Annotated in this window: 25 protein-coding genes; 13 read left to right on the top strand and 12 right to left on the bottom strand. The window is 54.2% G+C overall.

Annotation, left to right across the window (positions count from 1 at the left end; translation table 11 throughout):
• Nucleotides 1-54 precede the first annotated feature (54 nt).
• Nucleotides 55-858 (bottom strand): HEAT repeat domain-containing protein, encoded by an 804-nt coding sequence (locus FYZ48_RS17205; RefSeq protein ID WP_149342571.1) that lies wholly within the window; start codon nucleotides 856-858, stop codon nucleotides 55-57.
• 246 nt (nucleotides 859-1,104) lie between these two features.
• On the opposite strand from FYZ48_RS17205, the gene FYZ48_RS17200 reads away from it, so the two are divergent.
• The 4 genes from FYZ48_RS17200 (at nucleotide 1,105) to FYZ48_RS17185 (ending at nucleotide 3,757) form a co-directional block, all read left to right on the top strand.
• Nucleotides 1,105-1,791, top strand: a complete 687-nt coding sequence (locus FYZ48_RS17200) for an ankyrin repeat domain-containing protein (protein ID WP_149342568.1) — start codon at nucleotides 1,105-1,107, stop codon at nucleotides 1,789-1,791.
• Nucleotides 1,792-1,816: 25 nt separating this feature from the next.
• Nucleotides 1,817-2,020, top strand: coding sequence for a hypothetical protein (locus FYZ48_RS17195; protein WP_149342566.1), 204 nt, complete (start codon nucleotides 1,817-1,819; stop codon nucleotides 2,018-2,020).
• A gap of 150 nt (nucleotides 2,021-2,170) precedes the next feature.
• Nucleotides 2,171-2,638 (top strand): hypothetical protein, encoded by a 468-nt coding sequence (locus FYZ48_RS17190; RefSeq protein WP_149342564.1) that lies wholly within the window; start codon nucleotides 2,171-2,173, stop codon nucleotides 2,636-2,638.
• 90 nt (nucleotides 2,639-2,728) lie between these two features.
• Nucleotides 2,729-3,757, top strand: a complete 1,029-nt coding sequence (locus FYZ48_RS17185; protein ID WP_187782084.1) for a phosphotransferase enzyme family protein — start codon at nucleotides 2,729-2,731, stop codon at nucleotides 3,755-3,757.
• Here the strand turns inward: FYZ48_RS17185 and FYZ48_RS17180 are convergent, their stop codons facing one another.
• Nucleotides 3,758-4,441, bottom strand: coding sequence for a trimeric intracellular cation channel family protein (locus FYZ48_RS17180; protein WP_149342560.1), 684 nt, complete (start codon nucleotides 4,439-4,441; stop codon nucleotides 3,758-3,760).
• Between the two features lie 20 nt (nucleotides 4,442-4,461).
• Nucleotides 4,462-4,803, bottom strand: a complete 342-nt coding sequence (locus FYZ48_RS17175) for a zinc ribbon domain-containing protein YjdM (protein WP_149342558.1) — start codon at nucleotides 4,801-4,803, stop codon at nucleotides 4,462-4,464.
• A 300-nt stretch (nucleotides 4,804-5,103) separates the two neighbouring features.
• On the opposite strand from FYZ48_RS17175, the gene FYZ48_RS17170 reads away from it, so the two are divergent.
• Entirely contained in the window at nucleotides 5,104-6,519 is a 1,416-nt protein-coding gene (locus FYZ48_RS17170) for a sulfatase family protein (RefSeq protein WP_149342556.1), read from the top strand.
• 10 nt (nucleotides 6,520-6,529) lie between these two features.
• On the opposite strand, the gene FYZ48_RS17165 is transcribed toward FYZ48_RS17170, so the two are convergent.
• From FYZ48_RS17165 to FYZ48_RS17155, 3 genes are all read right to left on the bottom strand, one after another.
• Complete coding sequence (locus tag FYZ48_RS17165; RefSeq protein ID WP_149342554.1) at nucleotides 6,530-8,209, bottom strand: transglutaminase-like domain-containing protein; 1,680 nt, start codon at nucleotides 8,207-8,209, stop codon at nucleotides 6,530-6,532.
• Nucleotides 8,210-8,338: 129 nt separating this feature from the next.
• A complete protein-coding gene (locus tag FYZ48_RS17160) occupies nucleotides 8,339-8,791 on the bottom strand; it encodes a hypothetical protein (protein ID WP_149342552.1) in 453 nt (150 codons plus the stop codon).
• A 6-nt stretch (nucleotides 8,792-8,797) separates the two neighbouring features.
• A complete protein-coding gene (locus tag FYZ48_RS17155; protein WP_149342550.1) occupies nucleotides 8,798-9,040 on the bottom strand; it encodes a hypothetical protein in 243 nt (80 codons plus the stop codon).
• Between the two features lie 148 nt (nucleotides 9,041-9,188).
• Here FYZ48_RS17155 and FYZ48_RS17150 point away from each other — a divergent pair, with 148 nt between their 5' ends.
• The 4 genes from FYZ48_RS17150 to FYZ48_RS17135 all read left to right on the top strand — a co-directional run bounded on the left by FYZ48_RS17150 (nucleotide 9,189) and on the right by FYZ48_RS17135 (nucleotide 12,245).
• Complete coding sequence (locus FYZ48_RS17150; RefSeq protein WP_149342548.1) at nucleotides 9,189-10,256, top strand: alpha/beta hydrolase; 1,068 nt, start codon at nucleotides 9,189-9,191, stop codon at nucleotides 10,254-10,256.
• Between the two features lie 68 nt (nucleotides 10,257-10,324).
• A complete protein-coding gene (locus FYZ48_RS17145) occupies nucleotides 10,325-10,669 on the top strand; it encodes a hypothetical protein (RefSeq protein WP_149342546.1) in 345 nt (114 codons plus the stop codon).
• 5 nt (nucleotides 10,670-10,674) lie between these two features.
• Complete coding sequence (locus tag FYZ48_RS17140) at nucleotides 10,675-11,424, top strand: hypothetical protein (RefSeq protein WP_149342543.1); 750 nt, start codon at nucleotides 10,675-10,677, stop codon at nucleotides 11,422-11,424.
• Nucleotides 11,421-12,245, top strand: a complete 825-nt coding sequence (locus FYZ48_RS17135; RefSeq protein ID WP_187782083.1) for an SUMF1/EgtB/PvdO family nonheme iron enzyme — start codon at nucleotides 11,421-11,423, stop codon at nucleotides 12,243-12,245. The genes FYZ48_RS17140 and FYZ48_RS17135 overlap by 4 nt, the downstream gene beginning before the upstream one ends.
• Before the next feature lie 9 nt (nucleotides 12,246-12,254).
• Here FYZ48_RS17135 and FYZ48_RS17130 read toward each other — a convergent pair whose 3' ends face one another.
• Nucleotides 12,255-12,740 (bottom strand): hypothetical protein, encoded by a 486-nt coding sequence (locus FYZ48_RS17130; protein WP_149342538.1) that lies wholly within the window; start codon nucleotides 12,738-12,740, stop codon nucleotides 12,255-12,257.
• Nucleotides 12,741-13,097: 357 nt separating this feature from the next.
• Between FYZ48_RS17130 and FYZ48_RS17125 the strand changes: the two genes are divergently transcribed.
• Nucleotides 13,098-13,697, top strand: coding sequence for an SMI1/KNR4 family protein (locus FYZ48_RS17125; RefSeq protein WP_149342535.1), 600 nt, complete (start codon nucleotides 13,098-13,100; stop codon nucleotides 13,695-13,697).
• 36 nt (nucleotides 13,698-13,733) lie between these two features.
• Here FYZ48_RS17125 and FYZ48_RS17120 read toward each other — a convergent pair whose 3' ends face one another.
• Nucleotides 13,734-15,068, bottom strand: a complete 1,335-nt coding sequence (locus FYZ48_RS17120; protein WP_149342531.1) for a glucuronyl esterase domain-containing protein — start codon at nucleotides 15,066-15,068, stop codon at nucleotides 13,734-13,736.
• 263 nt (nucleotides 15,069-15,331) lie between these two features.
• Between FYZ48_RS17120 and FYZ48_RS17115 the strand changes: the two genes are divergently transcribed.
• The 3 genes from FYZ48_RS17115 (at nucleotide 15,332) to FYZ48_RS17105 (ending at nucleotide 19,098) form a co-directional block, all read left to right on the top strand.
• Nucleotides 15,332-16,198, top strand: a complete 867-nt coding sequence (locus tag FYZ48_RS17115) for a cyclase family protein (protein WP_149342528.1) — start codon at nucleotides 15,332-15,334, stop codon at nucleotides 16,196-16,198.
• 139 nt (nucleotides 16,199-16,337) lie between these two features.
• Complete coding sequence (locus tag FYZ48_RS17110; protein WP_149342524.1) at nucleotides 16,338-17,699, top strand: sulfatase; 1,362 nt, start codon at nucleotides 16,338-16,340, stop codon at nucleotides 17,697-17,699.
• On the top strand, nucleotides 17,665-19,098 hold the full coding sequence (locus FYZ48_RS17105) for an arylsulfatase (protein WP_198422237.1): 1,434 nt from the start codon (nucleotides 17,665-17,667) through the stop codon (nucleotides 19,096-19,098). The genes FYZ48_RS17110 and FYZ48_RS17105 overlap by 35 nt, the downstream gene beginning before the upstream one ends.
• A gap of 35 nt (nucleotides 19,099-19,133) precedes the next feature.
• Here FYZ48_RS17105 and FYZ48_RS17100 read toward each other — a convergent pair whose 3' ends face one another.
• The 4 genes from FYZ48_RS17100 to FYZ48_RS17085 all read right to left on the bottom strand — a co-directional run bounded on the left by FYZ48_RS17100 (nucleotide 19,134) and on the right by FYZ48_RS17085 (nucleotide 25,097).
• Entirely contained in the window at nucleotides 19,134-21,605 is a 2,472-nt protein-coding gene (locus tag FYZ48_RS17100) for a DUF1588 domain-containing protein (protein WP_149342520.1), read from the bottom strand.
• On the bottom strand, nucleotides 21,602-22,921 hold the full coding sequence (locus tag FYZ48_RS17095) for a DUF1552 domain-containing protein (protein ID WP_149342517.1): 1,320 nt from the start codon (nucleotides 22,919-22,921) through the stop codon (nucleotides 21,602-21,604). Before FYZ48_RS17095 ends, FYZ48_RS17100 begins: the two co-directional genes overlap by 4 nt.
• A 391-nt stretch (nucleotides 22,922-23,312) precedes the next feature.
• Nucleotides 23,313-24,086, bottom strand: a complete 774-nt coding sequence (locus FYZ48_RS17090; protein WP_149342513.1) for an SdiA-regulated domain-containing protein — start codon at nucleotides 24,084-24,086, stop codon at nucleotides 23,313-23,315.
• Between the two features lie 603 nt (nucleotides 24,087-24,689).
• Nucleotides 24,690-25,097, bottom strand: a complete 408-nt coding sequence (locus FYZ48_RS17085; protein ID WP_149342509.1) for a hypothetical protein — start codon at nucleotides 25,095-25,097, stop codon at nucleotides 24,690-24,692.
• Nucleotides 25,098-25,140 lie beyond the last annotated feature (43 nt).

The raw sequence follows: 25,140 nt of genomic DNA, 5'->3' as shown, positions 1-25,140 counted from the left end.
AGTGTTGTTGTCTCTCATGGTGAGCAGTCAATCCGCCAGTAGAATTTCTAACGTCTATTCCTCGGCAATCGCGGCAAGCTGTGCTTCCAGCCAGTCGGTGGCCCGCTGAAAGATCAGCTCCAGCGGTAAATCCGCCGGCCGCTCGCAGGGGGGCAGTTCCAGTCCCTCATGTAAAAACAGATCACAGACGGCAGAGAAAAGCAGCGTGCGGTCCTGTCGGGATAAACTGGGATTCATGGAGATCTGCTGCTGCAAAAACTGGAACCCCTTTGGATGACGTAATACCGTCAGTAGAAAGGCGAGCCTTGTTTTTTCAGAATACTGCTGTTCCTCCTGATGAAATTCTTCCAGTAGTAGCGGGAGGCCTGCATCAGAGTCAAGATCCACCAGTCTTCTCGCAGCGGTCTGGCGCACAGTAAGACTGGGATCGTGATTCATTTTATCGATGAGAATGACGAGCGCCTCTTCACGGGGCAGGTAGTATGGGATCATCAGCGACATCACACGCACATGCTCATCCTCCGATTCAAGATAGAGCGCGTAATCTTCCCGAGACCGAAATCCTCCCAGCTCACCGATGGCACACAGGAGTGGCGTCCATTCAAAGGGCCCCGTTTCTGCGTGCAACCGTGCCTGCAGAAAATTGAGCCACTCGGGATCCCCGCTTTTGCCGATCTCCTGAATCGCCGTGATCTGTACAACGTGGTTCTGGCTGTCGCAATGCGTTTTGAGAAACTCTTTCCACGCGACGCTCCCCGGTTCGAAAGACGACAGTTGTTCCTTAAAGTGGACTGCGGTCTGACTGGCACCTTCGCAAAATGAGAGCATGGGATGAGAAAAGTCGCTGTCATCGTTCATCGCGGTCACTTTCTATGAACTTTCACCAAACGCTGATGCATTATTCGTACAAGATGACAGATGAAGTGTTGGTGAACAATCCGAATCTTGTTCATTCCGTCGGTGCTACGGAATTAAAGGGAGCGAATACAAAAAAGTACTGGCCGACCTGCCTCGTTCTGTTTAAATTAAGGAATAGCATCATTTTTAAGACAAATTGATGGCGGGCAGTGACTCATAACAAAATGAGGTCAAGAGAAAAGATCTATGAATCACCCACGTTGGTTGAAGCACTTAAGAATTCTGGCTCTGCTGATTATGCTTTCGCTTCCGGTACTGTTTCTGTCCCTGCGGATCGTGAAAGCGAGACAGAGTCCTTGCGCATTATATGAATCCATCAGGTTCGATGACGTTTCGAATGCAGAGAGACTGATCAATCAAGGTCTGGTAGATCAGCCCTGTCGTGGAATCTATCCCATACATGCAGCAGCGATGCAATCTAATCAGCGCCTGTTGCAAGTCATCCTGAATAAAGGTGTTGACCCGAATCGCCCCGATGATGAAACCGGAAAAACGCCGCTGATGTGGGTAGTTGGCAACTCCAGTCTTGCACGGACCAGAGATGTCGAGTGCTTTGACTTTTTACTTGCATCAGGAGCCGATATTAACACAAAGTCAAAGTATTACGAAAATTCTGTTTTGAATCATTTTGCATCTAATGGAAACGCTCGATTAATCAACGAACTGATTGAGCATGGGGCAAATATAGATACTCAAAATAAAAGAGGCCAGACTCCTCTGCACACGGCTGTTGAAGCCGAGAATATCAGTGCGGTAGAAGTTCTTCTTAAACACGGTTCAGATACATCTGTTGTCGATAAGAACAATGAAACGCCCCTCGATATCGCGAAACGTTTGGATTTACCAGAAATTCAAAAGCTGTTGACTGAGTAATCTGGCATTTAAAACGGGAAGTCGCATGCTGCACGTCAAGTGGTCAATCTGGCGGATCACTTTGTGGATTACTACAGTGTGCTTCTTCGTACTGCTGGTTCCTTATGTCATGAGCAGTGTGGAACCTTTTGGCAGTGGCGGTTGGGGGCTGACTTTGATTTGTCTGTGGGTAACACTTTTGAGTTTGCCTGCAGTGATGATTGATAATACGATCTTGATTGTGCGCTAATATCGAAATCGCATCTCTAACGATTTCTTCATCGCAACGCTCGGGATTAATGTCGTTCTGTTTCTGCTGGCACTGGTAGTGCTGGCGATTTTGATGAGAAGTTAAAAACACTTCAGGAGTTCAAGAGCGGGACACAGCCGGGATTTTATGATGCGCAGGTTAACATTACCACTGAAACGCAGACGCGTCTTACTGGCTTGTCTGGCAGGCCTCCTGCTGGCGGTGTGCGCGTATTGTTTTATCGGTGAGGAACCTCGTCCCCTGACAGCCGAGGAACAACAGCTGGTGGGAGAATGGAGTGATGGCACTTCTGAGATCACGCGCGGTTTCCATGCAGATCGGACCATCTCCCTTTCGAATAATCAGTACGCCGGACGCTGGCACATTGTGGACGGGAAGTTAAAAGTCGTTGCCTGGGAACTGTTTGAACTGCCGCGTTCGCTCAGCCTTTCCAGCATCCGGTTGTCGTGGAACAGTCTGCAGCGTCATTTTGAGGAGGAGAAATACTCCTGGCAGATTGATTTCCTGGACGACGGCCGAACGATGACCCTGAACCATCCCGTCGACGAGCAACATCCGGACGGGAAATGGCTGTGGACGAAGCAGATGGACCGTTGAATTTCTGATCCGCTCTTCCAGAACCCGAGGCAGGCCCGTATAGTCGTGCTGCGTTTGGAAACTTTCCGGGGTTTATTTCAGGAGCCGTTCGTGGATCCCAATCATTTGCTGGTAGACGATTCGCTGCCTTATTATAACGCGCTGACTCAGTGCATTGATCACTGGGGACTGGTGCCTGAGAAGACAGAATTAGTCCGCGATGGGGTGAACCACGTCTTTGCTACCGAGTTTATCGACAGTGCGCCGGTCATTATCCGGATCAGTGACGGCAATCTCCGGAAACGGGGCGAAGTGCTGGGAGAACTGCTCTGGCTGGAGCATCTGATCTCTCATGGATGTACGGTTACGACGCCGATCCCTTCGCGTGGCGGGGAACTGCTGGAATCGATTGAAGTCGACGCGGGTACGATGCATGTCTGCTGTTTTAAACGTTTCGGAGGCCGACAACTCGACCCGGCGACCGACGCCCAGTGGAATGAGGAACTCTTTCTGAAACTGGGACGGGAGATTGGTCGCATCCATCGGGCTTCGGATGAATTACAGCTCCCGACCGACCACGATCGTCTCTCGTGGCATGAAATCAGACTCGGACAGTTTCCGGATCCGCTGCCCGACTATTTTCACCCCGAGGTCGTCGAGGCGATGCGCGGGTATTACGCTGACTGGCGGGGCCGTTCTACACCTGCAGGACACTATGGACTGGTGCACCGGGACTTGCATGCGGGAAATTTTCTGGTTGAGAACGGTGATGTGCAGATCATCGATTTTGATCTGGGTTGTTACGGCTGGCGGACGATGGATTTAGCCGTCCTGCTGTTCATTTACTATTATTATCCCAGCCTCCGCGTGCCTGGCGCGACGCCTGAACTGGCCGGCCATGTGCTGGCCAAACTGGTAGAGGGCTATCGCGAGGAATTTACGCTCGACCGCGATCAGCTGGCAACGGTCGCCGACATGATGATGCTGAATACGATCAACAACTATTTTCTCATGCTGCCCGACCCGGAACACTGGCAGGCCGCGATGGGTAACCCGCGCATCACAGTCATGGAGAGCCTGACGTGGATCGAGCAGCTCTGGCTGGATAACCGGAAGCTTCAGATTGAACTCGAGCTGTGATTAATTGGCAGGGGGGCTGTCTGAGTCCTGCTTCGAATGCATCGCATTCTCTTTCGATTGAATGGTCAGCCAGAGCGGGACGTGCAGGTCCCAGTGGATCACGGCGCTCCGCAGACTCATGATCAAGGCAGAGCAGCCGACGCCGATCAGGACGGCATGTTGGGGCAGCCAGGTGACCAGCGCGACAAACAGGATACAGCCAAGTGTGACCGGAATAGCATAGATCTCTCGCCGCATTAACAGTGTGGGCTGTCCTGCGAGAACATCGCGGAGCAGGCCGCCTCCGATCGCGGTCAACACTCCCAGCAGGACCGGGGCGATAGGCATGCCGAAGTCGATCCACATGACTTTCTGTGCTGCCTGGATCGCAAACATCGAGACTCCCAGCGCATCGAGGTAGAGCATGGTTTTGAAGATCTCTTTGCGCGTCATATGCCGGTTTGTGAGGAATGCCAGAAAGCTCGCTCCCAATGCAACCCAGATGTAATTCAGGTCTGCAGCCCAGATGACCGGCACGCCCAGGATCACATCACGAATGGTACCGCCGCCGATCGCGGTGATCAGCCCCAGCACACAGGCACCAAAGAAATCGATGCCGCGCGGCGAGACTGCCAGCACGCCCGTTACCGCAAAGGCAACTGTGCCAATCATTCCGAGGATGTATTGTAAGTCTGCAACGCTCATGGTGCACCTCACGAAGCGGGTCAGGCTTTCTTCACGAATTCGGATTTCAATCCCATTGAACCAATCCCTGGAATTTTGCAGTCGATGTCGTGATCTCCTTCGACCAGGCGGATGTTCTTGACCTTCGTTCCCACCTTGACGACCGACGAAGAGCCCTTCACTTTAAGGTCTTTGACGACGGTGACGGAATCCCCATTTTGCAGGATGTTGCCGTTAGCGTCCCGCACGACGGGGCCAGTCGTTTCCTCCGCAGCCACACCCTCCGGATTCCATTCGTGGCCGCATGACGGACAAACCAGCAGGCCTCTGTCTTCGTAGGTATATTCCCCAGCACATTCCGGGCAATTCGGTAATTCGCTCATGTTCGTATCCTGCAGCTTGTCTGATCAGTCTTGCAGCACCGCAACTCCACCCGGTGCTTAATCACATTAGAATAGCGAGAGACTGGTACAGAGAACAGGAAGAGGCGCAGAAAGCCAACTGGAAAAAGCAGCTCTTAACAACCTTTAATATTCTTCACCGGTTCTTTTCCTGTGTCATTCGCATCATTTGCGTTGCAATCGGTGTCGTCTCTAATAGATAATTGAAAACTTCCATTCCTATACTATGAGACCGGTCGTGTCGGGAATTCGAACACGACAACATTGCTAAGGACGCTCACCATGCTGGCTCGCATTTCCGTTTGTCTATTACTCTGTTTTGTGATGATCCCCGGTCGGGTTCAGGCTGAAACTAAGCAGCCGAACATTTTGTTTATCCTGACCGACCAGTGGCGGGCACAGTCCCTGGGCTACGCGGGCAACGAGCAGGTGAAGACGCCGAATATTGATGCGTTGGCCCGACAGAGTGTTAATTTTCAGAATGCGGTTTCCGGCTGTCCGGTTTGTTGTCCCTTCCGGGGCTCGCTGATGACCGGCCAGCGTCCGTTGACGCATGGCGTGTTTCTGAACGATGTGCAACTGCCTGCGAAAGCGGTGACGATCGCTGAAGTGCTGGACAACGCCGGCTATGAGACCGGATTCATCGGGAAGTGGCATCTGGATGGTCGCGGCCGCTCTGCGTTCACGCCGCCGGAACGTCGACAGGGCTTTGAGTTCTGGCGGGCTCTGGAATGCACGCACAACTACAACCGTTCGTTTTACTACGGCGACTCTCCTCAGCGGCAGACCTGGGAAGGTTACGACGCGTTTGCCCAGACGCGCGTGGCCCGGCAGTTCATTCGGGACCAGTCCCAGAAGGGGCAACCGTTTCTGCTGGTGATGTCGTACGGCTCGCCACATAATCCGTATCACACCGCACCGCCCGAATACCAGAGCATGTATGAGCCGGAGAAGATCAAAGTGCGTCCCAATGTGCCTCAAGATCAGCAGGCAACTGCGCAAAAAGAACTCGCCGGCTACTTTGCTCATTGTTCGGCGTTGGATGATTGTGTCAGCGATCTGCTGGCGACACTCAAAGAGACCGGCATTGATGAAAACACGATCGTCGTCTTCACCTCTGACCACGGCGACATGCTGCGTTCACACGGGCAGATCCGCAAGCAGAAACCGTGGGACGAATCGCTGCGGGTGCCGATGCTGTTCCGGTTGAATGGCGCGGAGCACGCGCAAGGTCGCACCGTCGATTCCCCCATCAATTCCGAAGACCTGATGCCCACCCTGCTGGGGCTCTGTCAAGTTTCGATTCCCGACACCGTGGAAGGGCTGGATTATAGCGGCTACCTGCGAGGCGGGAAAAATCCTTCAGATGGGGCGACGGTCATCACCTGCCCTTCTCCCTTTGGTGAATGGCAGCGGAGCCGGGGTGGAAAGGAATACCGCGGCTTGAGAACGACCCGCTACACGTATGTCCGCGATCTCAGTGGACCCTGGTTATTGTACGACAACGAAGCAGACCCGTATCAGCTGAAAAATCTATGCAACGATCCGGAAGCAGCCCCGATCCAGGCAAAGCTCGATGCGCTGCTCAACAAGAAACTGGCCGCTCAGAAGGACGAGTTTCTGCAGGGGAGTCAGTACATTGAAAAATTCGGTTACCAGGTGGACCCGAAAACCGGGACGGTGCCTTATACGAATTGAACCGCGAAACTCACTCAACCACTTTCCACTCCAGCTGCACAGCCAGACCTTGACTGTTGACTGGTAGTGGAGGAGATAATTTCATCTCGAAGTGATTGTTCGTGTTTTGCATGTGTGCCAGTGCGCGGGGGGCGAACTGGAACAGGAATTCGGAGTTCAGCTGCGCGACTGACGCCGCAGGGTCGTCGCCGTTCGTGTTTTCGCAGCGAAGATAGAACCCATAGACTGCAGTGGGTTGTTGCTTGATCCAGGCATCGAGGGAAACCGTGAGTTTCTCCGCTTTGAGGGTCGTCTCCAGAGGTGTCCAGGAAGTCCCGTTTGAGGAGACGGAGATTGTGGGAGCCGACTGATCCGGTGCGAGCTTGAGTTCCAGCGCCCCTTTCAGCAGCACATAGGGCCAGGTGAAGTGCCAGTCCCGCTGGTGGGGATGCGGCTGTTTTAACGACTTCAGCTTTGTGATGCTGCGTTTCAGAGTGCCGTTCCCGGCGACGGGGGGCTGTTCCTCGTTCGGCATGTTGCGTCGATGAATATATTCCGCAGCGATGTAGTCAAACTCGAGGCGGTCACCGGGTTCCAGAGTGGGAGCCAGATTCGAATCTCGAATTGCCGGTTTCCGCTCGGAGGGCTGATTGTCGTCGGTCGTCGTGTAGAGCCGGGCAATTGCCTGCGAGGGACTGCCGATCGGATCCAGGGGCGTTTTTGTAATCAGTTCAGGGTGCTGTGCCAGTTCCTCAACACTCGCGATCACTCCCTGATCATTGCGATAAAAGACTTCATGATCGGGATCGAACATGTGCCACTTGCCGTCATAGAAAGCTTCCGCAACAACGTGTCCTGAGAGCCCCCATGTTCGACTTCGCACACCTGCTTTGCGGGCCAGGACCGCAAAGTTCGAGGCACAGTCATCACAGAATCCGTAGCCGTAAACATTGAGAAACTTCACGGGGTCGTGTACTTCATCTCCCGGTTCTGCCGGATAGAAGTGATACCGCCAGTCGACCAGGAATTTCCAGATCGCCAGCGATTTCTCTTCGTCCGTCATCCCCGGTTTGAGAATGCTGGCGAGCATCGCCTGCTGGCTGGAGAGATCGGGGGCCCCCTGGCGTATCCAGTTCAGCTGGATGCTTTGTTGTGGATCCCGGTTTTCCCAGACCAGCTTGACGGGTTGCACACGTTTGCCGGGGATATCGGGAAATGAGATCAGCGAGTCAGCATCGGTCAGTACGAATTGCGTCGACTTTTCGGTATAGGTTTCCGGGCAGACCAGTTCATATTTGCGTCCATTGGTGCGGGGATCGGAAGAGTCGCTGGTGGAAAAATAGAGCGTCGTCGGTGTCCAGTGACTATAGTGCCCTTTCCCTGTCTCGCGGATCAGCTTATGCAGCGCGTGGGGATGCGGCAGGGGTTGGCCATCTTCCAGCAGGATGCAGGTGGACCGCGATTTACTGTCAGCTTCATGCGGAATTTTGAGGCGGGCCACGTAGCCAACGCCGATCTCATGTGTCATCGCGGCTGGCTTAATCAGTTCGCGAACCTGCCCGGTTTTCGTTTGCGAGCGGATTTCGGGACGAACGGTTTTCACGGACAGACGCGCCGCCTGGGTGTCCGAATCACTCCACACAGGAGAGAACGGGACAAAGCTCATGAGCAGCATGACCGTTAGGCAGAGGAACTGAGATAAAAACTTCATATTGATCGACCTGTAAAAAAGGGCTGAATTCAAATCATGAGAGTGACTGCATTAGAGCAGGCTGTATCAGGCTTCGGAAGACTCATCTGGAAAATTAGTCTGTTGTCCGCAGGCAGATGTCTGGAACGGTCAGCCGTTCATTGAATAACCATCATAGTGCCAGTCTTTCATTTCCACGCCAATCGCATGGCCGGCGGGATCCAGGTCGTTCACATACCAGATTTGCCATTCCCGCGGTGATCGTTCCAGGTGGACAAAATAGATCGTATCGAGTTGCATGTGGGAGAAGACTTCTTCGGGGGTGGAACCATCGTTGCGGGGGTCAATCCCCCGGAACATGGTTCGCGCCAGTTCCTGTTCGATTTCGATGAAGCGGTCTTTTACTTGCAGCATGAAAGTGCGCTGATCGCCGGGAATGGACTCCGGTCGGACTGTGATCGAAAACGGAACCACTTTTCCTCCCGGTTCCAGCGTCCAGGAGCCGTCCCAGTCCCCACTGCCAACTGAGATCAGTCGGCCCAGGTCGGCATCCTCATACTCTTCAGGCTGAAACCACTTGAGTAGTTTGCTAAAGAAGCCCATTCTCGTTCATTCCTCCCAGAGTTCCAGAAACTGGTGTTCGGGCTCAAAAGGCAGCTTCCTGGCAGTCACTGGTAAATACTGTCGCGCTTCCTCAATGGTCTCAAAAAACTCTGTACCGTTTCTGTTCTTTATTGCCCCGCAATTGGCATATTCGAGACTTCGATATTGAACGAGCATGAAATTCTGATCGGGAGGATAGCCCGGCGGTGCTGTTAAAATTCGATAGTACATGTCAGTCAGAGTCCTCATGAGTAATTCTTTTCAATGATACACCTTTCAGGGGCCTGCCTGCCATTTCCAGCGCGAAAATTGAAAGTCAGCAAAAGATCGAGTAGTCTCATGTTTGAGTCATCTCATTCACTTTAAACTATTCCCCCTGTAATCCTTGGAATCAATAATGCTCAATCAATCCAGGCTGTCCGCGCGTCTCATCTGTTTTGCTTTCGCCTTTGCTGTCATCGGACTGACGACTTCATTCTTGGCTGCAGCTGAAAAATATACCGAGCAGCCGGGTACGAAAGGGAACGGCAGCTATGTTATCGGCCCCAACTACAAGATCGATCCGAGACTCACAGATCGGGGCAATCCCAAGGGGAAGCGCTTCGAGTTTGAGATGCCTTTGGCGGAGAGTAAAATCTTTCCCGGCACCGACGAGACGCTCGACCCGAAAAAAGAGGTGCGAAAAACCCGCAAGATCTTTGTCTATGTTCCCGCAGCCTATAAAGATGGAACCAAGGCACCGATTCTGGTTCTGCAGGACGGACCGAGCCGGATGGACCTGGTCTGTAATGCCCTGGACAATCTGACGATCTCGAAAGATCCGGCACAGCGGCTGCCTGCGTTTATTGTGATTGCAGTCCAGAATGGCGGTAACGACGGTAAAGGGAGCGAACGCGGCCTGGAGTACGATACGATGTCCGATCGTTACGCCCGGTTTATCAATGACGAAGTCCTGCCGGCCGTGCTGAAGAACAAGCAGATCCGCGCCGCGTATCCGCACATCGCGTTTACCGACAATCCCTGGGGGAAGGCCACGATGGGCTGCAGTTCCGGCGGTGCGGCGGCGTTGACGATGGGCTGGTTCCGACCCGATCTGTTCCGCCGCCTGATTACCTATTCCGGTACCTTCGTCGATCAGCAGGACGACGACGCACCCCAGGAAGCAGAGTATCCCCTGGGCGCGTGGGAATATCATTCGAGCATGAAGCTGATTGAAAACAGCGACAAAAAGCCGCTACGGATCTTCACACACGTGGCAGAAAACGACCTCCGGGCCGACGATCCGGAAGAGACGTACCACAACTGGGTGATGGCCAACGAACGGACGGCCGAGGCCCTCAAGGCTAAAGGTTACGATTATCGCTACGTCTTCAGCAAGGGGACCCGGCACTGCGACCGCAAGGTCTTCGAACAGACCCTGGCCGACACCCTGCTCTGGATGTGGCAAGGATATCACGGCGAGTGATTCGCTACTGTTGTCGCTGCTAACCTGTCCGAGAAAAACAACAATTCCGTATTGAAAGGAGCGCTGCCATGAATAAAAAACTGGAATATCTATCCGTTCTGGCTGGCTTGATGATTTTGCTGGTCGGCGCAGGAGCCGCGTACTATTCCGATCGAGCGTCGTCAGAGCATACGGTCATTTATCGGGGTGGCGTCAGCTCGATTCAGTGGCAGAAAGGCCTGGATAATGTCACAGGGTTTTCCAGTGCCAGGAAACGGGATCTATCAAAACCGCTTAAACCGATTGGACGGGTGGTCGTGTTCGAGGACTGGGTGGAATTCAAACGAATCGACAGCCTGGATGCACCGCTGCTGATTCCCCGCGAACGGATTATCAACCTGGAACTGGTGCCGGACAACGCTCCGCCGCAATAATCAGAATGGTAGCGCTCAAAGAAACCAAAGAGGCAGGCAACCTCATGCGACAGCTCACACTGGGTCTCAATGTCTTCGTGGCGGTGTTCTTTGTGGGGTTCCTGATCTACACTTTTGTGGGGCAGCAGCACCTGGAAGGGCTGGCGCGTCAGTTCGTGACGGAAAAGACGATTGCCTACTCCCTACCCCTGGTTGATGCGGTGGAAGAGGGCATGCGTTCGCCGCTGATCAAAAAACTGTTGAACGACGATCAGGAAGCCGTCATCAATCAGCAGATCCAGGAATACCGCAACGATCCTGCTGCCTATGTTTCCGATCTGACGCGTCAGAAAAAACTGCCGCCGGCTCCGCAGCGATTGAATCCCCTGCTCCGAAAAGTCAGCGAGACCAAGGAGAAGATCCGGGCGTATTACGATCAGACGCTGGCGGCGCTGATTGCCGACCTGCGGATCTTTGCGTTTTCGAATCTGTGTGCCGCCCTGATTGCTTTGGGGCTGATCTGCTGGTCTCCCGGTAAAATCAGGCAGTCCGTGGTCTGGTTTTCCTTTCTGATCTTTGCTGCGGTATTATATTGTTCGTATCTGTATGTCGATGGACTTTCCTTCTTTCGGATCCTGCTCGGTGTGCACCTGGGCTGGACCTATCCGTTACTTCTATGCCTGGCTGTAGTCGGTCTGTTTCTGGAATACCCGCTTCGTCGACGGACAGGCGAAAATCAGAACGCAGACGCGGTGAGCAACGGCGGGACTTCATGACCATTCATCGCGAAACATGGAACAGACTCACCAACTCAGAGCGGGTTGATCTGGCTCTCGCGGTGCGCAGATCACTGCCTGTTCCCTTTGCTTTTTCGGGCATCAGAACCTTTCAATACGGCGAACAGGAAAATTCGCTGGCGGTTTTCAATTATGACAACTCCGAATTCGTACTCATTCCGGGAGACACGGTTCGGCTCGGCTATGAGTGGGAACGCCCCTTTCCGCTCACAGCAGAACAGGCGGAACTATGGGAAATAGCACTGGAAGAATTCGAGACGCCGATGTCCTTCGATGACTACCTCGAAGAAATCATGACGCCGCCTCGTGACGTTTCCCTGGATGCGTTTCTACTGGAAACAAAAATAAAACAACTGATAGATCAGAAGCTCAAAGGCGTTTCTGTTGATGAGTCTGAACCATTTCCACATCATGCCAGAGCGCGCGCCCAGCTGGCATCCCAGGGCTTCAGATTGCCGATCTCGGATGAATGGGAATATGCCTGCGGCGCGGGTGTGAGAACCCTCTATCGCTGGGGAGAGGACGCCCCGATGGACTGGAGCCCTTCAGAAGACCGGGGCTGGCTGCAAAGCCGACCCAATGCCTTTGGTCTCACCATCGCGAATAATCCCTGGCAGTGGGAAGCGATTCACGAGCCTGGTTTCCGCAGAGGCGGCGATGGCGGCGGGATGAGCTGTGGAGGCGGAATGCCTTATATGCTTGAGTGGCTGCTGCTGGCGACAGCATACATCGACAAGGAGGACTTTGACCGTCCGGTTCTGGGTGATGACGTACGTCGGGCGCTGACGGTAGAACTGTAGAACCGACTGTCAGATCACGATGGGGTTAAACATGATCTCTACCAGGACCTGGCCGCTGGCGAACAGGATTACCAGGTTCGCCAGCAGCGTGGTACCCTGGAAGCGGCGGTCTCGGATGTCTGCGCTCAATAGGAATGTCGCAACGAGAAAGACCACGAAAGAACAGCCGATAAATAACATCAATAGTAGAACGGTGACATAATTATTCCCGTACTGTCCCTGTAAGAGTAACAGCAGCCAGCCTCCCGCGTAAGCACCCCAGAGCATGACCGCCGGTTCGGCGCGGCGGATGGTAACCCATTGATAGAGCAGGACCGGCACTCCCAGCGGAAGTGCTGAAAAGACGATTCGCAGCAGGTAGTCATGGGCGTTGTAAGGCGATACCATGATGTAGCCCATCACCCAGTATGAGAGGGCAAACAGAACCCCCAGGCTCACCACTCCTGAGAGCTGGTGAAGACGACTGGGTTTGACGGGGGGAGTCTCTGTTGACATCTCAGTGTTCCTGTCTGCAGACCTTGAGTACTTCATTGTAACGTATCAGGGGGCTCGTAACCTCAAGGTGAGCATTGCCTTCAATCACTTTGCCGGGAACCTCAGCGAAATTCGCTGGTCGTATTTCGAAAGTCATCTTTCAAAAGCAGGGATCTGTGCTTCCGTGGCTGGCGGATTCACTGTGGGAAATAAAATGTCACCCAAAGAAATATCCATGCCGATAATTTCGATCCTGCTGGAGTGAATGTTAGAATAGGCGGAGCAGCAAATTGTTTATACCCGTTCCCTCATGCGCATGCCACTGGTTTTCTTTACCAGAGACATGTGAAATCGCATTACGTTCTTCGAGCTCACCGCATGACCGAAACCGAAATCCAGGAACTGGAAACCGCGACCGGCTGTATATTGCCGGCCGCTTATCGGGAGTTGTTGCTAAATTATCCGCAACGGTTGTTAGACCTGGCGGCGACACTCGGCGTCGAAGAACTGGAGCTGCTCACTCATAACCACGAATCACTGATCCGGATGAATGTGGACCAGGCAGAGTACGTGCGCATGTTTTTTCCGCCCCACTATTTCGTCATCGGCGAAAATGGGAATGGAGACTTGTACGCGATCGATACCCGGTCCCCTGCCACTCCCGTCTATATGGGCGGACCACATCTCGGCGAATATCCCGAGGATGTAGAGGGGAACCCCCTGCCCCAGGCAGACAGCCTGCAGGAGTACATTGAGTACGTCGTCTTTCTCTACGAGGATGCAATTCAGTACGAGAGTGAGCTGGATGACACAAGGGTCTATCAACCACCTGGAAAGCTGATGGAGACACTTAGTGTCTGCCTGAGTCTTTTGCTCGCGCCGGTCATGCTGCTGTTACTGTTGTTCTCTATGATCATCGCAGTCCCGTACTTTCTACTGCTGGAATTATGGGACAAAGTAAGACCTGCGAAGGATTGAGATACATTTCACCAACCTGATCTGTCTCTCCCTGTTTCAATACAGGGTCCGACCCAGCCAGCGATCAAACCAGGCGAAGGTCATCCTGCGGGCGACACCGGGAAAGCTGTGACCACCCGGAAATGAAAACCAGCTGAAGCAGTCCCCTGCTCCGAATTCTCCCAGCTGCCGCTCAATTTTTTCCGGCTTCATCAGGTGCTGCGTTCCATAGTATTCGAGCGTCTCCGCATATCCCCGTCGCTCCTGTCTGGCTTTGAGGACGCTGGGCAGGCCGTCTGCATCTTTCCAGTTGGCGTAGATTTCCAGTGTCTGTTGTGCTTTGGGGAAGAATCGGTGCCGATAGAATTCGTGTTCCGTCGAGATGATCAGCAGGGGACGCGGCGCGACCAGGGCCATCAGGCTGTCAAAGTCGATCGGAATCTGCCTGGAAGGATCGTCAATGTACGGGCGAAAGTTTTTGATGTAGACATAAGGTCCACTATTGGTTTTGAAACCAAATCGGCGTTCCAGTTTTTTACTGCTCGTGGGCTCATCAATGCCCTTGCGCCAGGGAGTCCAACTGGATGGTTCGCGGGACCACGCCGCCGTCTGTCGCCACCAGTCCAGAACACCGCCGTTACTGACGGTGGCTGTAATCCGCTCATCAAAGGCCGCCGCAAAGAGGGCCGTGTGTCCCCCCAGTGACCAGCCCGTACAACCGATCTGCCCATGGTCGACAAAGTCCAGCGTTTGCAGAAAATCGACGCTGCGCATAATATCCCAGGTATTCTTGCCGACGATCGACCATTCCGGGTGCTTTTGGTAAAACGGCCGGGTATCCATCACTCGATGCCGGGGATCGATGCGTTCGCCATCGGTCAGCAAGTCGATGCTCAGTGTGACAAAGCCATGTTGGGCTAGTGTCAGTCCATAGGCGGCTCCCACCTGCGGATCGCGTGGTGGATCGACGCGACGGCGTCCCGAAAGACCAATGGTGGCATCTTTTCCTGAGCCCCAGGTTGTGCTGTGAATACAGATGATCGCGGGAGTCGGTTTTTTCTTTGCCGCATCCGGAACCAGCAGCCAGCCGGTGACCCTGTCATCTGCTTCGGTCTGAAAGCTGACATGATAACGAGTCAGACCATCTTTCTGTTCTACCTGTTCCAACTTGCTTTCGAGCGGGAGTACTTTTTCAGGAAAAGGTCCCAGCAGTTCCAGCCAGCGTCGTAGGATCTCTTTTCGTCGTTCGGACCATGGCTTATCAGGCAGGATTTCTGACAGTCGCGTAATGTTGTCACTCTGGTCGGCTGCCTGGACTGATTGTTCGCAGTACAAGAGGAACAGGCAGCAGATGACAGCGAAATACCGGGTGACATTCAGGTTGATGAGCATGCGAGATCCCCTGTTGTGGCCAGAAAGATGAATGGTAGTCTGGATTCAATGATTATTCAGTGTACTGAATTTAATCGTTGGAAAGAAACCCCTTATGAGTAATCGGAGTCCATACCAAAGAATCCGAAACGCTGTCTAAATCACTAAAGGCCTGTTTGAGTTCCCGGGTGACTTGATTTGATAAAAGTGCTTGTGGCGTGTGGAGTCATTCCGGACAATCGAAGAGTTGAACACTCTCTGATTTGTAACGGGAAACCAAACTCATGAGAATCTCCTGCTTTTATTATCTGTCTCAACTGGTGATCTTGTTTTATCTGCCCCTGTGTCTCTCTGGTTGCGGAGAGAAGGCTGTCGCTCCAGAGGCAGACGCGGTGGCAGAGATCACTCTGACGCAGGCGTATGAGGTGCTGCAGCAGAAGAAGTTCGTCGATCTGACGCATGCCTTTGAGCCGGGGATTCCGCACTGGCCCGGCTTTCCCAATGAAACGGTGAAGACCATCTTCTGGTATGACAAACAGCCTGACACACTGGGCACCGGATTCTTCGCGCAGATGTATTGTCACGTTGGTCAATGGGGGACGCACGCCGATCCCCCCGCGCATTTTGTGAAAGGGGGCCGCACGCTGGATCAGATCGAGGTCAAGGAAATGATTATGCCGCTGGTGCTGTTTGACGTTCATCAGGCGGTAGAACAGAATCCTGATTACACGATTACGATGGACGATGTCCGCCAGTGGGAGGCGAAGCATGGACCAGTCCCCAAAAACGCATTTGCCGTGATGCGGACCGACTGGTCAAAACGCTGGCCCGATGATACTGCCATGCACAACAGAGACAAGGCCGGCATCGCCCATTATCCGGGTTGGAGCCGGGAGGTGTTGGAGTATCTCTACGAAGAGCGTGGCATCACCGCTTCGGGTCATGAAACCACCGACACCGATCCCGGCGTCGCCACTTCGCAGGACGACTATTCCCTGGAGACCTACATCCTGAGCCAGAATCATTATCAGATTGAGCTGTTAACGAATCTGGATGAACTGCCCGAATCGGGAGCCCTGGCGGTGGTCACGTTCCCCAAACCTAAAGGAGGCTCAGGCTTCCCGGCACGCGTGTTTGCGATTCTACCCTGAGAGTGGCAGTAAACCATGTCAGATGCAGCCCTGCCCCGCTGTCACGGTTTTAAGTTGTGATTGACGAGGGACTGCCGCTATAGTGAAGAGCACGGATATTGAATTCACTCCCTGCTGTTTCGTTGGAATCTAAGACGTCATGCGCTCTCTTCTTATGTTTCTGTTGATCGCGGTATGTTGTGTGTTGACCTGCCTGGTTTCGCAGGCTGCCGAGCAACAACCGCCGAATATTGTGTTGATCCTGGCCGACGATCTCGGCTACGGTGACCTGGCCTGTTATGGAAACAAACACGTTCAGACGCCTCACATCGATCGCCTGGCTGCGGGTGGTTTGAAATTTACCGACTTCCATTCCGCCGGCGCCATGTGCACGCCGACCCGGGCCGCGATGCTCACCGGGCAGTATCAACAGCGATTTGGTACCGAGTTTGAAGGGGCCCTGTCAGGCAAAGCAGATCGCGACATCGGTCTCCCCCATCAGGCACTGACGATGGCCGAGCTGCTCAAACAGCGTGGTTACGCGACCGCCTGTTTCGGAAAGTGGCACCTGGGTTACCAGCCGCCCTGGCTGCCCACCAGTCAGGGTTTTGATGTGTTTCGCGGTCTGGCCTCGGGAGACGGCGATCATCACACGCACGTCGATCGTTCGGGCAATGAGGACTGGTGGCACAACAATGCGATCCAGATGGAAAAAGGTTACACCGCCGACCTGTTGAGCAGGTACAGCGTGGAGTTTATCGAAGCCAATCGAGAGCGGCCCTTCTTCCTCTATGTGCCTCATCTGGCGATTCATTTTCCCTGGCAGGGACCGAACGATCCGCCGCATCGGCAAGCGGGACAGTCTTACCACGCGGACAAATGGGGCATCATTCCCGAGCCGGGAAATGTCAGTCCGCATACGTGGGCAATGATTGAATCGCTGGACCAGAGTGTGGGACAAATTATGGCCGCGCTCCAGCGCCTGCAACTGGAAAAGAACACGCTCGTCATTTTCTCTTCAGATAACGGCGGTTATCTCAACTATGGAAAACAGTTTCAGCACATCTCCAGCAACGGTCCCCTCCGCGGTCAGAAGGGGACGCTGTACGAAGGCGGGCATCGCGTGCCCTGTCTGATGTCGTGGCCGGGCACCATTCGCGCCGGCGTCACGGACCAGACCGCGCATTCCATTGATCTGCTCCCGACCTTCGCCAGTATCGCGGGGATACCAGAGGCGGATTACCAGACCGATGGCGTCGATCTCGCACCGCTCTGGCAGGGCGAACAGAAGCTGGCTGATCGTAGTCTGTTCTGGCGGATGGGAAATCGCAGCGCGGTGCGCAGCGGGAAGTGGAAACTGTGCGTCACCAATCAACGCCGCGAACTGTTCAATCTGGAAACGGATCTCGGCGAACAGCAGAACCAGGCAGCGGCGCATCCGGAAATCGTTAACAAAATGAACCAGGCTTTGAAGGGATGGGAAGCGGATGTCGATTCGAGCGCTCAAAAACTTAAAAACTAATACCAGCGGCGGACTGCGATTCCCGTTTGCCTCAGCCCTGTTCTGGCTGATGGTCTGTCTGTTGAGTGTGCCGACTACGGTACAGGCGGCAGAGCAGCAGCGTCCGAATATCATTTTCATCATGGCCGACGATCTGGGATATGGTGATCTGGGTTGCTACGGACAGAAACTGATAAAGACGCCGCACATCGATCAGCTGGCCGCCCAGGGAATGCGGTTCACACAGGCTTACGCGGGAGCCTCGGTTTGCACGGCTTCAAGGGCCGTTTTGATGACCGGGCTGCACAACGGTCATACGCCCGCGCGGGATAACATCCCCCACTATCCAACCTACCTGCAGGCGGACGATGTGACTGTCGCCGAGGTCCTGAAAAAAGTGGGGTACCGCTGTGGCGGCGTGGGAAAATGGTCGCTCGGCGATGCAGGCACGGTTGGTCGGGCTACGAACCAGGGATTCGATATGTGGTTCGGCTACCTGAACCAGGATCATGCGCACTATTATTTCACCGAGTACCTGGACGACAACGAAGGCCGCCTGGAACTGACGGGGAACCGTGAATCGCGTCAGCAATACAGTCATGATCTGCTGACCGATCGCGCTTTGAAATTCATTCGTGCCTCGGCTGCGGAGCCCTTCTTCCTGTATGCGGCTTATACCGTGCCCCACTTCTCCGCGAAAGAGGAAGATCCGCACGGACTGGCAGTCCCTTCGACCGAACCTTACTCCGACCGGGACTGGGATGCCAAATCGAAAAAATACGCCGCGATGGTCCATCGACTCGATCGCGATGTGGGGCGAATCATGCGCCTGGTCGATGAGCTCCAGCTACGCAAGCGGACGCTGATCATCTTCACCAGCGATAATGGCGGTCATAAAGGTGTCCCCGCGCGATTCAAGACAAATGGACCGTTACGGGGTTTCAAACGGGATCTCACCGAGGGAGGCATCTGCGTGCCGCTGATTGCCCACTGGCCCGGCGTCGTTCCTGCAGACACCGTCAATGCTGAAGTCATCGCCTTCCAGGACATGCTGCCCACATTTGCGGAACTGGCGGGTGCCCCGGTTCCTGAGAACGTCGACGGCGTCTCCCTCGTGCAGACGCTTCAGGGAAAACCGTTGCCTGAGAAACATGACTTTCTATACTGGGACTACGGTCACTGCAGGGCCCGCTACGATCAGGCGGTGCGCTGGAAGCACTGGAAAGGAATACGTCACGGCCAGCAGGCAGCGATAGCGCTCTATGATTTGAATCAGGATCTGGGAGAAACGACGGACGTCGCGGAAAAGCATCCCGAGGTCGTTCAGCGAATCGCACAGATCATGGAGACCGCTGCGGTCCCCAGCGAACGATACCCCATCGGCACCCGCTACCGCGGCAAAGCACTGTGGCAGCCGTGAAGGTAATGATCCTGTTTTCCGAACGCGATATCGGCTCAGTCAGATTCCACCAGCGCGGCGTCATTGCGGGTGCGGTAGAGAAAGGCGTCTGATGTCAGCAGGGAGACGATGAGTGCATTCATGCTGCCGCCGTTCTCTTTGTAGGCGCGATGGGCTGCCTGCAGCACCGGGGCATCGTTCAACGTTTCGTTGCGACCCATCCAGAACCGAAATGCGTGGCGGACAAAGACCTGCTCGGCCCGCTCGCTGGCGGCGATTTTTTCGATGAGTTCGATCGCGTTGGCGACTTCGCCATCCAGTTTGGGGTCGCCGGAATCGATGATTGCGCCGGTGGTGTCGACCGGTTTTTCGAGTTCGGTCTCGCGATACAGGCCTGCGTGATTATACATCTCGAAGGGCAGGCCCAGCGGATCCATTTTCTTGTGGCAGGTCCAGCAGTATTCTTCGCGGGTCACCCGCATCCGTTCGCGAAGTGTCTTATCCGGTTCATCGGGCAGCATGGCATCGACGGTGATCGGCACATCGGGAATGCCGCCGCCCAGTAGCCGTTCGCGAATCCAGCGGCCGCGACGAATCGCGTGATTGTCCATCGCATCGGAATGCGAAACGAGCCAGCTGGGATGCGTCAGGATGCCCAGACGCTGATCTTCAGGTATTTTTGCCAGGATTCGTTCCGGTTCCATCGAGCCTGTACCAAAACTGCGACGACTGACGCGGGCGAAGATCTCCGGTCCTGTGAGCTTCGTCGGTGTGACTTTATGGTTGACCTGCGCGGCTTTTCGCTTGTCGGCCTTGCTGGGTTCCTTTCCGGTTTTGGCCGCTTCTTTTGCCGCCTGCTCCTGCGCCGCTTTGCGGGCGGCGATCTCTTCCTTGCGGGTTCGTCGCTCACCAAAATAGATTTCATCTGCTTTGGTCGCGACGACCTGGTTCGTCGTCAACAGACGCTGGAAGACATCGCGATCATCTTTCAGGATCAGTTCGATCAGACGATCTGTACTGGCCGTTGAATCGAACATGGCCCGATAATGAGCCTGCCCCCGGTTGCTCACTCCTGTATCTGCGAGTGCTTTAGCATCTTTGCAGATGTAACCGCCCAGGTCGTAGTCAAAGTAATCGCGGAAGAAACGCAGGACTCGCGGTTTGCGGACAGTGTCGTCTGCCAGCATCCGTTCGACTTCGCGTTTGACATCCGCGCGGGTCCGCATGCGGCCTTCGACAATCGCGGCCCGCAGCTCTGCGTCAGGTTTGATGTAGCGCAGGGCGTGATTCACGGCCAGTCCCAGTTCCCAGTCCTGCAGCATCACGCGACCGTATTGATCGGGTTGACCGGCGGCGGCCAGTTCGGGGCGGAAGAGGGCATCGCGATCGAGAAACAAAGCTGACAACCCCAGGACGACGCCATCTTTCTTACCGAGTTTATCGATCGACTGTTTCACTATGGCCAAATACTGATCAGACTCTTTCGGGGTCGGCGGGCGGAAGGTCAGCATTTCGAACAGATAACTGATAGCGGCCTGCAGGCTGGCATCGGTGGTCCCTTCCTGCTCCATCAGATCATAAACGGGTGTCAGCGGTCGCATGACTTTCGTGCTGTAAACGATGCTCGTCGGCAGCCCGCGAATATCCCCATTCCATTTTTTCATGACGGGACGCGGATCATCGCTGATCTGGTACGGCTTGGCGATACTCAACGGACCGTATGCCATATACCGCAAGATATCCGCCGCCATGCTCAGGATCTGTGTCGCTTCTGCACTGTTGACGGTGTAGAAGTCGGGATAGTTTTCCAGCCCGTGTGTGCGAGCCGAAGACAGAATGGCGGGGACGCTTTTGACTGCGGTCGCATACGCCACCGTGCCGCCCTGCCATTTGATAATGCGATCGACTCCGAAATAAAGTTTCAGTTCGCCTCCGTGATTGGTGGGAACGTCATCGCCGTGCGTCCGCAGTCCCGGCTTGTTCGGATCGTATTCGGGCTCTTTATTGATCAGTTCATTCAGACGCGTCATATGCTCTTGAGGCGTTAACCGCCAGAGTCGTGCCGGGGACGCGGTCGGGACGAGATTGATGTTTTCCGGCAGCGGGCCGAAGAGTAGCTCATGGTCGACATAGTTGGCTTTGTTCGGATCCAGGTGATCGTGGAAGCCCCCCTTGTCCTTCATCGCGTTTGTCAGTTCGCCGACAATCCAGTCCGAGAACTGCAGCCGTTCGATGACGTTCGGCTGAGTCATGTCCCGCGGCGGCATCTCTTTCAGCGTGACCTGTGCCCAGACACTCCGCCAGGTCGCCGCGTTGACTTCATCCACGGGACCGAGATCATGCAGCGAAAGATTCCCTTCCGGATCGGTCGCGCCATGACAGTCGACACAGTGGGTTTTCAGAAAGGTTTTCGCAAAACTCTGGTAGTCTTTGGAAACCTTCTGCCCGGGTGTGTACGTCTCGCCGTGAGTGACAGCGAGCAGACTTAACAGCACTGAAAGAGCGGCGACGAGACGAAACCCGATCATGCCAGCAGTTCCTGCAGCGGGCCGGAACCGGAATCGAACTTGCGGGCCAGCTTCTCATTCATGTTGAAGTGCTCACAGGGAACGCCGGCGGCTTCCAGCAGTGTTGCATACAGCGAGTTGATCGGCCGTTTGCCGTCCAGCTGGGTGAAGCAGCCGGTCTTGAAGGCACCGTCGAAATTGCCCAGCAGCATCACCGGCCAGTTGGCACCACTGGTGTGCTGTTTGTCGGCGTTGTTGCTGGTGTAAACGATGAGTGTGTGATCCATCATCGTGCCACTCCCTTCGGGGATCGATTCGAGGGCTTCGATGATCCGCACCAGCATGCGGCTGTTGTATTGACGAATCTTAATCCAGATCGGATTGCCCGGCTGTTCCATGTGACCGAGGTTGTGGCCCTGCTGTTCAATGCCCAGCCCTTTCCAGGCACCGAAGATCTCGCCGCGGCCCGAACCGATGGTCAGCGTGTTAGTGATGCCTGACGTGAGGGACGAAATGCCCAGATCCAGCAGCACATCGTGCCAGTCGGTTTCGTGCTCGGGGCTGGTATAACGACCGTCGACTTTGGGTGCGAATTTGCTCAAGTGACCGGCAACCGAATCGAGACGATCGCGCAGGCCGTTGACTTCTTTGAAACCGTCGACGAACTGACCATACCGTTGCTGGTCAGCAACGGGCAGTGCATTGCCTTTCGCTGCGGCCAGCTGTTCGATCTGATTAAAGATATTGGAACGGGCTTCGTGCTGACGTCGAATGTCGCCGGTGGAGATGCCGCCATACAGCATCTGATACAGGTGATTCGGATTGGAGTGCATGAAGATCGGCTGACCGGCGCCACTGGCAGAGAGCGTCGCGATGGTCGGCTTGGTCCGCATGTTCTCGATGGAGTCCATGCCGATACAGAGATGCGGCAGCAGAGTCTGCGGCAGGATTTTGCTCAACTCGTAATCGATGGTCGACGCACTCGGCGGTACGCCGTCACTACCGCGATAACCGCCCAGCGCACCGAAGAAGGCACTGTGCGAAGGACTGGTGTGAATGCCGTGCAGACCGTTGATGATATGCAGACGATCTTTATACGGTTCCAGCGGGCTGATCGGTTCAGGGAGTTTGACCTTCGCCAGTGAGCCGCTGCGTTTCATCCCTTCGGGAATACAGGTCGCCGGATCGAATCCCTGGTTCTGCATGAAGAAGACAATCCGCTTGGGAGTGTCTTTACTGGTCGGCATGGCGAGCAGACGTTCGGGCAGGAGGGGCAGTCCGAAGGCGGCACCGGCACCGGCGGCCAGGGTTTGCATCATTTGTCTACGATTGAGCATAGTCGATCTTTCAGAAAACAATCCGGTGGTTCAACTGTGATCTCGACGCGTCGCGGGAGTGAGGCTCTCCATCTCTTCGAGCAGCGAAACGCGTTTTCACGGATCAGCAGGTCGTGGCAGGCAGTCTGGAATAGTATCGGCTGGTAGCGTGAGGCGTGTTGAATCGGAAACGCCTTACACATCAATGATATTTTAACTGATTTTCGTCCGACTTCAAGCTTTATCAGGAGGAGAGCCGATTTGAGCCACTTTAAGTATTCCGCGAATACCACTTCTTTAACCTTAACGTATAAAACATGTTACAAGGCCAAGTGAGATTTCGGCTTGGGTTCTGTCATGAACACTTGGTTTTTGTCAGGCTCGAAGTAAACAGGATCTGACCCGCCCGACTTCAATCGACAATCCGGAACCGGGCCAGTTCTGCATCTTGATCGCAGACGATGTAGAGATACTTTGACTCGCGATCCAGGGTGACTCCTTCGGCTTTGCGTACCGTTTTTCCTGCAGCCTCGAAGGGGAAACGCTGGGTGACCCTGCCGCTGTGCCGATCGTAAATGAAGACCTGTCCGGCCTGATCGCTGACAATCCAGCAGAGATCGCGGACGCGGTCATAACAGATGCCCGAGAAATCGATGGCTTCAGAGTCGAGTTCCTCGTCGACGAATCCCCGGCTTTCGTCCAGGTGATCGACGGTGACGATGCGCTGCAGATCATCGCTGACGGCGATCAGCAGTCCCGGATCGGCTTCCTTGAGCAGCAGGATTTCGGAACGTAGAGGGTCATGGGTAATGCCTTCCAGTCCATTGTTGTCGGACTCTCCGAAACAGAGGGAGACGGCAGCGAAGCCCTGCATGTCCTTCAACCGGCGGTCTGCGATTTCCTTTCCCGTGGCGGGATCGTACTTCAGGATCTTGCCGGCATCTTCGTCGACGACCAGGATGTGCCCCCGGGAATCGAAGGTGATGCCCTCGAGACCTTTGTTGTCGACCTCCCGCGTCGAGAGGATCTGACCGTTGGAATCGAGTTGAAAGAGTCTACGGGAGCGATCACAGACGGTCCATAAGGATCCTTCTGGATCGATGGTGAGCCCCGATGGTTCGCGGAGTCCGAGTGCTTTGTTTTTGATCGAACAGGATGTCTCGAATTGCAGCGAAGCAATGGACATGGAAGAGTCTTTCTGGGTGGAAATGAAAGAGGATTTTTGAGTCCTGGTCAGCAGGAGTAAACAGGCTGTACTCTCAGTGGATGGAATCGGGTAAGAAATATGAGCAGAAGAAAGTCTGATATTGCCTTGTTTCTTTCTTAGATATAAAAATGAGATTCACAGTGTCATTTCATATGAGTTAGAGTCAAACCGTGAAATACTTTTCGTTAACGATCGTGATATTTTTAATATGCAGTTGTACTGTCTGGGATGTGACTGTCCATCCAAATGAGAGATGGAAAAAAGGTGCAGTGCTGATCAAGATGAAAAACGGCGAATATCATTTAGGGCACATGTATAATCACAAATGTAAGCTGGACGATTTTCTGGTCGGCAGTAAAAAATTTAAGTCATTAAAGGAAGTCACAGCATACACCAGCAAATTATCGACGACGTATATCGAGTATGGGAATGATGGAGTCGATGATCCAGAACATCGACTTGTGCCGCTAACTCAAAAGGAAATTGAAACAGTTCAAAGCTCGCATCCCTACAGACCTTCCAATTAAGAGTAGATTCCAGGTCTGTCATTTTGATTAAAAGACTCCGAGCCTTTTTGTCCCCTTAAGGTTCGAGTTCCAGTTCATCTTCGCGGTCCAGTGCTTCACCCCAGATGTTGATTTCGCTTTCAAATCGACCAGGGTCGGTCGCCTCGATTTTAATCGCCATGGGTATAAAGCTGCGTCCTCGATATTCGGGTACAGCTGCATAATGCTGCACATTGCCGGACTCAACCAGCGGCGCAATGATATTCATGTCGGTACTGTATTTGATTTCCGCGATTCCCACCGGAACGTAAACGATATTCCGAGGATCTTCAGGACCGCCGAATTCGGGCGGCATCAGGTACAGCACTTCGAGTTCTCCTGCTTCGACCAGAGCCAGCGCTTTTTCCAGTGAATCAACATGGGAGAAATCAGGACCGTGTGTTGGCGGTCCGGGGTCTTTGGGTTTTCGTTTCCAGAACAACATCAGTTTTTACTCCCCTGGTATTTGAGCTAACTCTCTGACAGTT

This window comes from Gimesia chilikensis (genome assembly GCF_008329715.1).
GTDB lineage: Bacteria > Planctomycetota > Planctomycetia > Planctomycetales > Planctomycetaceae > Gimesia > Gimesia chilikensis.
Note: the sequence above shows the minus strand (reverse complement) of the source record. Positions and strands in the feature narration are given on the sequence as shown.